Here is an 11576-nt window from a genome sequence, read left to right on the forward strand (position 1 = left end):
CGCCCTGCCCGCCCGCGGCGCCTTCGCAGACATGGGCGTCACCTATCTGGACGCCGGCTCCACCCACCCCATGCCCCTGGCCGCCCAGGCCGCGCTCAGCGACTACCTGGCCTACAAGACCCGGGCGGCGGACGCGCCGGCCCTCGACATGGGGGCGATCGAGACCCGGGCGGTCGAGAGCTTCGGGCGGCTGGTGGGCGCCCGGCCCGAGGAGCTCGCCCTCATCCAGTCCACCACCATGGGCGAGAACCTGGTCCTGCAGGCCCTGGGCCTGCCGGCCGCGGGCGGCAAGATCGTCACAGACGCCCTGCACTTCTTCGGCTCCTACTACACCTATGGCCGCCTGGCCGAGGCGGGGATGGAGGTGGTGACCCTGCCCATGACGGCGGACGGCCGCACCGATCTGGAGGCCATGGCCCGCGCCATAGACGGCCAGACCCGACTGGTGGCCATCAGCGCCGTCTCCACGGTCAACGGGTTCGAGCACGACCTGAAGGCGGTCTGCGACCTGGCCCACGCCCACGGGGCCTATGTCTATGCCGACCTCGCCCACGCCGCGGGCGCGGTGCCCCTGGATCTGCGGGCCGCCGGCGTCGATTTCGCGGCCACCTCGTCCTACAAATGGCTGATGGGGGATTTCGGCCTGGGCTTCCTCTATGCCCGCCAGGAGGTCCTGCCGCAGATCCGCCGCCCGTGGTGGGGCTATCATCAGGTGTCGCGCTTCGCCTCCCACGTCCTGCCCTATGACCCGCCGGGGGACACCGTGGCCGACTATGCCGCGCCAGACACCGCCAAGGGCTATTTCGCCATGGGCACGACCTCCTGGACCGGGGTGGTGCAACTGGCCGCCACCCTGCCCTGGATCCTCGAGCTGGACGTGGCCAGGATCCAGGCCTGGCGTCAGTCGATGATCGACGCCGTCCAGACCGAGCTGCGCGGCCGCGGCTATGAACCCCTGACGCCCCAGGACATGAAGACCCCCCTGGTCGCCTTCGCCTTGAAGGACGCCAACGCCAAGCTTGCGCCGGCGCTCTCGGCCGCGGGGGTGAAGATCACAGTGTCGCGCAACCGATTCCGGGTCTCGGTGTCGGTGTTCAACGACATGAACGATATCGACCGCCTGTTGGCGGCCCTGCCCAAGGCGCCGCCGGCATGAGCCGCATTTTCGCCGCCGGCTTCCTGAGCGCCTGCGCCCTTGGTATCTTCCCGGCGTCCAGTCAGGCCCAGCCGCTGGATCTGGTGATATCCCGCGCTCAGGATCGGCCGCCGATCACGGAGGTCCGGGTTGATCCGCCGGTGCGGTTCGTCACCCGCCACCGCCTGCGCATCGGCGCCCAGACCCTCGACTATGAGGCCACCGCCGGTGAGACCCACCTGTACAATTTGGCAGGCGAACCCACGGCCAGCATCTTCGCCTTCTCCTATGTGAAGTCTGGTCCCCGCGACCCTCGGCGGCCGGTGATGTTCATCTTCAACGGCGGCCCGGGCTCATCCTCCCTTTGGCTCCACATGGGCGCGGTCGGCCCCCGCCGGGTGGTGCTGGAACAGGAGGTCAACCCCGCCAACGTCCCGCCCTTCGGGGTCGCGGACAATCCTCACAGCCTGCTGGATGTGGCGGACCTGGTGTTCATCGACCCGGTGGGCACGGGCTTCAGCCGGGCCATCGGCGCAGGCCGGCCGGAGGACTTCTGGGGGGTGGATGAGGACGCCGATTCCGTGGCCCAGTTCATCGAGCTATGGCTGAGCGAGCATGGCCGCTGGACCTCGCCCAAGTATCTGATGGGCGAGAGCTATGGCAGCGTGCGCGCCGCCCTTCTGCCCCGCGCCCTCATGGGCGGTCCCACGTATGTGGGCGTGATGCGCGGCCTGACCGTGGACGGGATCGTGCTCCTGGGGACGACCCTGGGCGGACGGCCTGCGGGGCCCGACCCTGAGCGGCAGGTCATGGCCGCGGCCAGCGATCTTTCCGCCCAGGCCGCCACCGCCTGGGCCCACGGGCGCACCGCCTATCAGCACCTGCCCCTTCCCGCCTTCCAGTCCCAGGTCGACGCCTTCGCCCAGGGGCCGTTCGCCGAGGCGTTGCGGGTCCAAGCGCAGGCCCGGCTCACTCCGGGCGCCCAGGCCGAACTGGCGCAGACCCTGTCGGGCTTCACCGGCCTGCCCGCCAGCGCCTATGCCGAGGGTCTGGCCATACCCAGTGTGCGCTTCGCCCGCACCCTTCTGGCCGATCAGGGCTTGGCGCTGGGCCTCTATGACGGGCGCTACACCCTGCCCCTGGAGCCGCAGGGAAACGAGCCGGTGGCCGATGACCCGGCCATGGGTCGCTATGTGCCGGGCTTCGTGGCGGCCTTTCACCAGATGCTCCACGACCACCTCGAGGTCGACATGAAGCGGCCCTATGGCGCGATCGTCTGGAAGGACCTGCTGAGCCGCTGGAACTGGGACCGCGCTCAGGTCGCGCCCGGCCAGAGCTTCGCCGTCGATCTGGCCGTGGCCATGCGCCGCAATCCGGATTTGCGGGTGCTGGTCGCCTCGGGCGCCTACGACCTCGTCACCACGCCCGCCGCCGCCCGCTGGCAGATCGAGGCCGCCGGCCTGCCGTCGGACCGGGTGACCTTCCGCGACTATCCCTCCGGCCACATGCTCTATCTGGGCGACACCGCCCAGGCCTTCTCCGACGACGTCCGCGCCCTGATCACCGGGCGTTGAGCCTCAGACCGGCAGGGCGGTGGTGTATTTCACCTGGCTCATGGCGAAGTGGGAGGCCGAGGTGGCCACATTGGGGTGGTTCAGGAGTTCGCGCATGAGGAAGCGCTCATAGCCGGCCACGTCGGCCACCACGATCCGCATGAGGTAGTCCCATTCCCCGGACATGGAGTAGCACTCCATGATCTCCGGCCGGCCGCGCAGGAAGGCCTCCAGCCCCTGTCGCGCCTCGGGCTCGTGGGACTTGGCGCGGATCTGCAGCATGACGCTGACGCCTCGCCCCACCGCCTGGGGATCGACCAGCCGCACCGCGCCGACCAGCACGCCGGCCTCCTCCAGCGCCTTGATCCTGCGCCAGCACGAGGTGGGCGAGGCGCCGACCCGCTCGGCCAGGGCGGCGTGGCTCAAGGTGGCGTCCTCCTGCAGGGCGCGGACCAGCTTGCGATCGATGTCATCCATGACGGCCATGGTTCGCTCTTCAGCCAATTTGAGAAATGTCATTCCGAATATGACCCAGCAGGCTTAGAGTATGAAACCTCTTTCCGCCGCTTTGCGCTTAAACTTCTCGCATGAGCGACGGCGGCGCACATCTGCCTGCCGCTCCGCCTGAGGGCGCGGCGGCGGATTGGACCATCCCCCAGGGCTGGGGGGATTACACCGCGGCTGAGCACGCCGTGTGGGATCGCCTGTTCCAGCGCCAGTCGGCCATGCTGCCAGGGCGGGCGAGCCAGGCCTTTCTGGACGGGCTGGACGTGCTGCGCCTTTCGCGTCCCGGCATTCCCGATTTCGATGAGCTGTCCGAACGGCTGATGAAGGCCACGGGCTGGCGGGTGGTGGCCGTGCCGGGCCTAGTGCCCGACGACGTCTTCTTCCGCCACCTGGCCAACCGCACCTTCGTGGCCGGCAACTTCATCCGCCGCCCTGACCAGCTGGATTATCTGCAGGAGCCCGACGTCTTCCACGACGTCTTCGGCCACGTGCCCCTGCTGGCCGACCCGGTTTTCGCCGACTACATGCAGGCCTATGGCGAGGGGGGGCTGAAGTTCCAGGGCCTGGGGGGTCTGCACCGCCTGGCCCGCCTCTACTGGTACACGGTGGAGTTCGGCCTCGTGCGCGAGGCCGGCGACCTGCGCATCTATGGCGCGGGCATCGTCTCCAGCTATGGGGAGTCGGTCTTCGCCCTCGATAACCCCTCCCCCCACCGGGTCGGCTTCGACATCGCCCGGGTGATGCGGACCCCTTACCGCATCGACGATTTCCAGCAGACCTACTTCGTCATCGACAGTTTCGAGGACCTTCTGCGCCAGACGTTGGAGGCCGATCTCGCCCCTCTCTATCGCGACCTGGCGAGCACGCCCGATCTCGACATCGCCGAACTGGCCCCGGGCGACCGGGTGCTGACCCGCGGCTCCCAGGCCTATGCCCGGTCCAAGCAGGACATGAAGCCATGACCACCCTCCAGAAGGCCCGTTCCGATGTCCTGTTCGAAGGCCTGACCCCCCAGCCGCCGGACGTGGTCCTGTCCCTGATCCGCGCCTTCGCCGAGGACCCGCGAGCCGGGAAGATCGATCTGGGGGTCGGCGTCTATAAGGACGAGGCCGGCGCCACCCCGGTCTTCGCCGCCATGAAGGCCGCGGAGGCCCGCCTGCTGGAGACCCAGGCCACCAAGTCCTATCTGGGGCCGGAGGGGGATTTCGGCTTCCTGGAGGCCATCGCCCCCGTCGCCTTCGGCCACACCCTGGCCCAGACCGGAATGTTCGGCGTCCAGACCCCGGGGGGCACAGGCGCCCTGCGGCTGGCCGCCGAGCTCGCCAACGCCGGGCGTCCCGGCGCGACTCTGTGGCTGGGGACCCCCAGCTGGCCGATCCACAGCCAGATCTTCGCCGAGGCGGGGCTGAACGTCCGCACCTTCCCCCAGTATGACGCCGCCGCCCAACGGCTGCTGTTCGACGAGATGCTAGGGGCGCTGGAGACAGCCCAGGCCGGCGACGTGGTGCTGCTGCACGGCTGCTGCCACAACCCTTCCGGCGCCGATCCGGACGCCGACCAGTGGCGCCAGATCGCCCGGAGCCTTGCCGAGCGCTGCCTCGTTCCGCTGATCGACCTGGCCTATCAGGGCCTGGGCGAGGGGCTGGAGCCGGACGCCCTGGGCCTGCGCGCCGTTCTCGACCAGTGCGAAAGCGCCATGGTCGCCTATTCCTGCGACAAGAATTTCGGCCTCTATCGGGAGCGCACCGGCGCCCTCTTCGTCCGCGCCGGACGCCATCAGGAGGCCGCACGGACCAATGTGCTGAAGTTCGCCCGCTGCGGCTGGTCCATGCCGCCCGACCATGGGGCGGCGGCGGCGCGCATCATCCTGGAGGACGCCGACCTCGCCGCCCAGTGGCGCGCCGAACTGGAGACCTGCCGGCAGCGCCTGGCCTCCGTCCGCCAGATCCTGGCCAAGGCCGATCCGCGCCTGGCCCCCATCGGCGCCCAGAAGGGCATGTTCTCGATCCTGCCGCTCAATCCCGACCAGGTGGGGCGCATGCGCGCGGCGTTCGGCGTCTACATGCTGGGCAACGGCCGCATCAATCTGGCCGGCCTCACCCCCTCCAACATCGAAGCCTTCGTTCGCGCCTTCGGCGCCTGCGCAGAGGAGTAGTCCGTCATGACCATCACCCCTGAAAACCCCCTTGGCCTGGACGGTTTCGAGTTCGTCGAGTTCACCAGCCCCGACCCGCAGGCCATGACCACCCTGCTGGAGCAGATGGGCTTCACCGCCTATTCGCGCCACCGGTCCAAGGACGTGGTCCGCTACAAGCAGGGGCGCATCAACCTGCTGGTGAACCAGGAGGCGAGCGGCCAGGTGGCCGACTTCCGCGCCGCGCACGGCCCCTCGGCCAACGGCATGGCGTTCCGGGTGGCCGACGCGTCCCAGGCCTATGAGACGGCGCTGTCGCGCGGCGCCAAGGCGGCCGATGCGTCCCGGGGGGTCCTGGGCGAGGGTTCCTATGCGCTGGAAGGCATTGGCGGCTCCCTGCTCTATCTGATCGACGCCGCCGACCTCTATGCCGACTGGGCGCCGGTCGCCGGCGCCGCCGAGGCCGAGCAGGTCAACAGCGTCGGCCTCGACCTGCTGGACCACCTGACCCACAATGTGCGGCGCGGCCAGATGCGCACCTGGTCGACCTTCTACAATCAGATCTTCGGCTTCGAGGAGCAGAAGTATTTCGACATCAAGGGCCAGGCCACCGGCCTGTTCAGCCAGGCGATGATCGCCCCCGACAAGGCCATCCGCATTCCCCTGAATGAAAGCCAGGACGACAAGAGCCAGATCGAGGAGTTCATCCGCGAGTACAATGGCGAAGGCATCCAGCACCTGGCCCTGACCACCGACGACATCTACGGCACGGTGGAGAAGCTGCGCGCCCGCGGCGTGAAGCTCCAGGACACCATCGAGACCTATTACGAGCTGGTGGACAAGCGCGTGCCGGGCCATGGCGAGGACCTGGAGCGCCTGAAGACGAACCGCATCCTGATCGACGGCGACGTGGAGAAGGAAGGCATTCTGCTGCAGATCTTCACCGAAAACCTGTTCGGCCCGATCTTCTTCGAGATCATCCAGCGCAAGGGCAATGAGGGCTTCGGCAACGGCAATTTCCAGGCGCTGTTTGAGTCCATCGAGCTGGACCAGATCCGGCGCGGCGTCATCAAGGTCGAGGCATAGGCGACGGTGAGCACTTCCCGCGGCGAAAACGCCCCCCTGGTCTATCAGAGCGGCTTTGGAAACAGCTTCGCCACCGAGGCGGCGCCGGGCGCCCTGCCTCAGGGACGCAACTCGCCGCAGCGGCCGGCCTTCGGCCTCTATGCCGAGCAGCTCTCGGGCAGCGCCTTCACCGCGCCGCGGGCCGAGAACCGCCGCGCCTGGCTCTACCGCCTGCGCCCCTCGGCGGGCCACCGCCCCTACACGCCCTACGGCGGCGCGCCTCTTCTGAGGTCCGGCCCGTTCGAGGAGGTTCCGCCCTCGCCCAACCGGCTGAGATGGGACCCGCTGGAAATGGCCAGAGGCGTCGACTTCGTCGACGGCCTGGTCACCTATGCCGGGGCCGGCGATCCCGCCGCCCAGGCGGGCCTGGCCATCCACCTCTACGCCGCCGACCGGTCCATGAGCGACCGGGTGTTCTATGACGCCGACGGGGAGCTCCTGATCGTCCCTCAGCAGGGCGTTCTGCGTCTGGCCACCGAACTGGGACGCCTGGACGTGGCGCCCGGCGAAATCGCGCTGATCCCCCGCGGCGTCCGTTTCCGCGTCGAGCTGGACGCCCCCTCCCGCGGCTATGCGTGCGAGAACTACGGCGCGCCCTTCCGGCTGCCGGAACTGGGCCCGATCGGCGCCAACGGCCTGGCCAACGGCCGCGACTTCCTCTCGCCCGTCGCCTGGTACGAGGACCGCGAGGCGCCGGTCGAGGTTGTGCAGAAGTTCCAGGGCGGGCTTTGGACCACCACTCTCGACCACTCCCCCCTGGACGTGGTGGCCTGGCACGGCAATCTGGCGCCCGTGAAGTATGACCTGGCCCGGTTCAACACCATGGGCACGGTGAGCTTTGACCACCCCGACCCATCCATCTTCACCGTTCTGACCTCGCCGTCCGAGGTTCCGGGCACGGCCAACTGTGACTTTGTCATCTTCCCGCCCCGTTGGATGGTGGCCGAGGACACCTTCCGGCCGCCCTGGTTCCACCGCAATCTGATGAGCGAGTTCATGGGCCTGATCCATGGGGCCTATGACGCCAAGGCCGGCGGGTTCGCGCCGGGCGGCGCCTCTCTGCACAACTGCATGAGCGCCCATGGCCCCGACCTGGAAAGTCACGCCAAGGCAACCGCCGCCGAGCTCGCGCCCCACAAGATCACCGACACCATGGCCTTCATGTTCGAAAGCCGCTTTGTCGTCCGTCCCACCCGCTTCGCCGTGGAGACGCCCCTGCTGCAGGCCGACTACGACGCCTGCTGGGACGGCTTTCCCAAGGCGGAGGTTCGCCCGTGAGCGCCATGATCGACGAAACCCATGACGCGACCCGCAGGAGCTGGGTCGCCTCAGCGCAGGGGTCTGACTTCCCGATCCAGAACCTGCCGCTGGGCGTCTTCAGCCCCACAGGCGGGCCGCCCCGGGGCGGCGTGGCCATCGGCGACCAGATCCTTGACCTCGCGCAGGCCGCCGCCTCGGGCCTGCTGAGCGGCGAGGCCCTGGCCGCCGCCCAGGCGGCGTCCGGCGCGACCCTGAACCCCCTGCTGGCCCTGGGCGCCGCCCCCCGCCGCGCCCTGCGACGACGGCTCTTCGAACTGCTCAGCGACGGCGCGCAGGACCAGGCCAGGGTGGCCGCCTGGCTGCACCCGGCGGCCGATTGTACGCTCCACCTGCCCTGCGCCATCGGCGACTACACCGACTTCTACGCCGGCATCCACCACGCCCTGAACGTGGGCCGGCAGTTCCGACCCGACAATCCCCTGCTGCCCAACTACAAGCACGTGCCCATCGGCTATCACGGCCGGGCCTCGTCGGTGCGCGTGTCCGGCGCGCCCGTGCGCCGGCCCAACGGCCAGCAGAAGGCGCCCGACGTCGAGGCCCCCGTGTTCGGCCCGGCCAGGCGGCTCGACCTGGAGCTGGAGCTGGGCGTCTGGATCGGCCCCGGCAACGTCCTGGGCGAGCCCGTTCCCATCGGCGAAGCTGAGGCCCATATCGCCGGCCTGTGCCTGCTGAACGACTGGTCGGCCCGCGACCTCCAGGCCTGGGAGTATCAGCCGCTCGGTCCCTTCCTGGCCAAGAACTTCATGACCACGGTCTCGCCCTGGATCATCACGGCCGAGGCCCTGGCGCCGTTCCGCACGGCGCAGGCCAAACGGCCCGAGGGCGACCCGACGCCCCTGCCCTATCTGATGGACGAGGCCGACCAGGCGACTGGCGCCTACGCCCTTCAGCTGGGCGTACTGATCCGCACGCCCGCCATGCGCCAGGCGGGGATCGCGGCCCATCGTCTCGGCCAGGGTCCGGCCACCAACCTCTATTGGACCATGGCCCAGCTGGTGACCCACCACACCGTGGGCGGCTGCGACCTGCGGCCGGGCGACCTGCTGGGCTCGGGCACCATCTCCACCCCGGACGATAGCGGCCTGGGCAGCCTGCTGGAGCTGACCCGCGGCGGCAAGGAGCCCATCACCCTGCCCAATGGCGAGACGCGCACCTTTCTGGAGGACGGCGACGAGCTGATCCTGGCCGGCCGCGCCGTGGCCGAGGGCTTCGTCTCCATCGGCTTTGGCCCCTGCACAGGCGTGGTGGCGCCGGCGCCCCAGGCGTGAGCGCGCCGGCCCGCCTGCAGCAGACTCCGGCCGGCGTCAGGCTGGGGCCGCTCGATCTCATCGCGCCGGGCCGCGCCCGCAACTTCGTCCTGCAGATCGGCGAGGCTTACTTCCATGGCTTCGCCGTTCGCCGCGGCGACCAGGTCCATGGCTATGTGGACCGCTGCCCCCACGCCGGCCTGCCCCTGGCGCAGAAGCTGGACGATTATCTGGCGCCTTCGGGCGACCTCATCGCCTGCAGCTGGCACGGCGCCCTGTTCGAACCGGCCACCGGCGCCTGTGTCGGCGGCCCCTGCGTGGGGGCGAGCCTCACGTCCTGGCCCCTGTGCGTGCGCGAAGGCGCGATCTTCACCGCCTGAAGGCGGGCTCAGAAACGACAGGCCTGGGCCGAGGCCGGATCCCGGGCCCAACCCCAGGCCGCCACCGGCGTCGCACGCGGGACGTAGCGGATGGGGACCGGCGCGCCGTCCCGGTCCACCACGAGGGTCACGACGCCGTCCTGCGCCTTGCGGGCGGTGTTGTAGTCGAGCATCTCCAGGATCACGTCGCCATCCTTCAGACCGGCCCGCGCCGCCGCTGAGCCCGCCACCAGGCCCTGCAGCCGTTCACCCTCGTCCAGTGACTTGCGGGAGAAGCCCAGTTCGAACGGCGCGACCTCGGTTTCCACGACGGTGAGGCAGCCCTCATAGAGCCCCTCGGGCGGTTGAAGCCGACCGCCGCCCGCCATGGCTTCATACTGGGCGCGGGCGCGCTCAGGGCCGATCTCGGCGCCCACCAGGTCCAGCCAGTCGGGGATTCCATAGGTCTGGCCCGCCAGGTCTCTGGCCCGCATGGCCTTGACCACGTCGTCCAGGCTGCGAGCGCCGGCGCTGGCGCGGCGGATCTCCGCGTCGGTCTGCAGCAGATACATCCAACCCCGGCCATAGGGCACGGTCTGAGCCACCGGGTCGCGCCAGAAGAGCTCCGCCGCCTGGGCGTTGGGAAGACCGATATAGGGATTGGCGTAATAGGTCTGCGCCCGCTCGTTCATGGTCTGGAGCACCTTGTCGGTGTCGAACACCCCGGCGCGCCAGCCCAGCACCAGCGAATAGTATTCGGCCATGCCTTCGCTGTACCAGGCCGTGTCTCCATGCTCCCCCTGCATACGCGGCCAGGTGTGGGCCACCTCGTGGGACACCAGTCCCAGCAGGTCGTCCACGGCGGGCTCCGACGGGGCGTGGTAGCCGAACATGAAGGAGCGTCCCAGCGCCGTCCCGCCCGTTCCCGTATAGGGATTGCGCCGCATGAAGACGCGGTAGGGCGTGCCCGGCGGATCGCCGAAGAAGGCCGACATCTCGTCGTAGATGCGCCGGGTCTTCTCAGCCAGTTCGGCGGGAGAGAAGGGCGGATCTGAGAGCCAGTACATGTGGAAGCCGCCCTCGCCGGCCTCGGGATAGGCCTTGAGCGGCCCGCCGGCATAATAGGAGAAGGACAGGGCCTGAGAGGGCAGCACCGTGCTGACCTCGCCGTCGCCGAAGGTCCAGGCGCCCCTGGCCTGGGCGGGCGCCTGGGTCAGGTCCCACTGCATCCGCACCGACCAGGGCCCCTCGGCCACCGGCGTGGCCAGGAAGCCCACGCCCGCGCCCATGAAGCCGCCAGCCTCGGCGCGGAGATCGAACAGGGGACCGTTGTTGGTGGCCGCCGAGACGGCTCTCGGCGGGGCGGCGTAGGTCACCACGACATCGCCTTGGGTTTCCCGCGTCACGCTCCAGTGCCGATAGACACCCTGGGGGGTGGGGGCTTCCTCCGACTGGCGCAGGGGCAGGACGCCCAGGTCGTCCCGGGCCTGCAGCGCCTCGCCGTCGTACCGGGCGCTGGGGATGCCCACCAGGCTGAGCGGCAGCCTGACCAGGCCTTCGCCGCCCTTCAGTCCGGGGGCGGCCAGGCGCATCTCCACCTGCAACGCCTCGTCGGTGGGTGTGAGCGTCAGGTCGAGGGCCGGCGGCGCCTGGGCGAAGGCCGGGGCGGAGAGACCGATCAGCACGGCGGCCAGCGCGCCTCGCCAAGCAGATTGCTGCAACCGAACGCCCATGGCGACACCCCTTCCTTTGAACAGGCGAAGTCTAGCGCCCCGTCCCGGCAAAATCTGATCGGAATAGGCGGGCAGGCCTGGGCGCGCGCATAGGCTATGCGCGCGCTCAAGGGGCGGGTGACGGCGGCCTGCGCCTGGGTTAGCTAGAAGGCATGGCACGCATCCTTCTGACGGTCGGTCCCATCGCGCGGGCTCGCAACGGGGTCATCGGCCGGGGCGGCGACCTGCCCTGGCGGCTCAAGGCCGACCTGGTGAACTTCCGTCGCGTGACCATGGGCAAGCCCGTGATCATGGGGCGAAAGACCTGGGACAGCCTGCCCCGCAAGCCCCTGCCCGGCCGGACCAATATCGTGCTCAGCCGGGACGGCAGCTTCCAGCCTCAGGGCGCCATCGTCTGCGAGGACTTTTCGGAGGCCGTGCAGATCGGCCGCGAGCAGGCCGATGACGACGCCGCCGACGAGGT

At 69.6% G+C, this 11576-nt stretch carries 11 protein-coding genes; 9 read left to right on the top strand and 2 right to left on the bottom strand.

The window, feature by feature from the left end:
• Window positions 1-1156: aminotransferase class V-fold PLP-dependent enzyme (locus V7D28_RS06550; protein ID WP_333586568.1), on the top strand; the 1156-nt coding region annotated here is incomplete at its 5' end.
• Window positions 1153-2709, top strand: coding sequence for a S10 family peptidase (locus tag V7D28_RS06555; protein WP_333586569.1), 1557 nt, complete (start codon window positions 1153-1155; stop codon window positions 2707-2709). The genes V7D28_RS06550 and V7D28_RS06555, both read left to right, overlap by 4 nt.
• Before the next feature lie 3 nt (window positions 2710-2712).
• Here V7D28_RS06555 and V7D28_RS06560 read toward each other — a convergent pair whose 3' ends face one another.
• A complete protein-coding gene (locus V7D28_RS06560; RefSeq protein ID WP_333586570.1) occupies window positions 2713-3174 on the bottom strand; it encodes an Lrp/AsnC family transcriptional regulator in 462 nt (153 codons plus the stop codon).
• A 101-nt stretch (window positions 3175-3275) separates the two neighbouring features.
• Between V7D28_RS06560 and phhA the strand changes: the two genes are divergently transcribed.
• The 6 genes from phhA to V7D28_RS06590 are packed head-to-tail and all read left to right on the top strand — an operon-like array spanning window position 3276 to window position 9401.
• Entirely contained in the window at window positions 3276-4157 is an 882-nt protein-coding gene (phhA, locus tag V7D28_RS06565; RefSeq protein ID WP_333586571.1) for a phenylalanine 4-monooxygenase, read from the top strand.
• Complete coding sequence (locus tag V7D28_RS06570) at window positions 4154-5350, top strand: amino acid aminotransferase (RefSeq protein WP_333586572.1); 1197 nt, start codon at window positions 4154-4156, stop codon at window positions 5348-5350. Before phhA ends, V7D28_RS06570 begins: the two co-directional genes overlap by 4 nt.
• A 6-nt stretch (window positions 5351-5356) precedes the next feature.
• The gene (gene hppD / locus V7D28_RS06575) at window positions 5357-6415 is read left to right on the top strand and encodes a 4-hydroxyphenylpyruvate dioxygenase (protein WP_333586573.1); all 1059 of its coding nucleotides are present in this window, start codon (window positions 5357-5359) and stop codon (window positions 6413-6415) included.
• 36 nt (window positions 6416-6451) lie between these two features.
• Complete coding sequence (gene hmgA, locus V7D28_RS06580) at window positions 6452-7732, top strand: homogentisate 1,2-dioxygenase (protein ID WP_333586582.1); 1281 nt, start codon at window positions 6452-6454, stop codon at window positions 7730-7732.
• A gap of 5 nt (window positions 7733-7737) precedes the next feature.
• Entirely contained in the window at window positions 7738-9042 is a 1305-nt protein-coding gene (gene fahA / locus V7D28_RS06585) for a fumarylacetoacetase (protein ID WP_333586583.1), read from the top strand.
• Window positions 9039-9401, top strand: coding sequence for a Rieske (2Fe-2S) protein (locus V7D28_RS06590; RefSeq protein ID WP_333586574.1), 363 nt, complete (start codon window positions 9039-9041; stop codon window positions 9399-9401). The genes fahA and V7D28_RS06590 overlap by 4 nt, the downstream gene beginning before the upstream one ends.
• 8 nt (window positions 9402-9409) lie before the next feature.
• Here V7D28_RS06590 and V7D28_RS06595 read toward each other — a convergent pair whose 3' ends face one another.
• Complete coding sequence (locus V7D28_RS06595; protein ID WP_333586575.1) at window positions 9410-11113, bottom strand: M61 family metallopeptidase; 1704 nt, start codon at window positions 11111-11113, stop codon at window positions 9410-9412.
• Between the two features lie 152 nt (window positions 11114-11265).
• On the opposite strand from V7D28_RS06595, the gene V7D28_RS06600 reads away from it, so the two are divergent.
• Window positions 11266-11576, top strand: a 311-nt coding sequence (locus V7D28_RS06600) for a dihydrofolate reductase (protein ID WP_333586576.1), incomplete at its 3' end; no start/stop codon positions are given.

This window comes from Phenylobacterium sp. (assembly GCF_036723115.1).
Classification (GTDB): Bacteria; Pseudomonadota; Alphaproteobacteria; order Caulobacterales; family Caulobacteraceae; genus Phenylobacterium.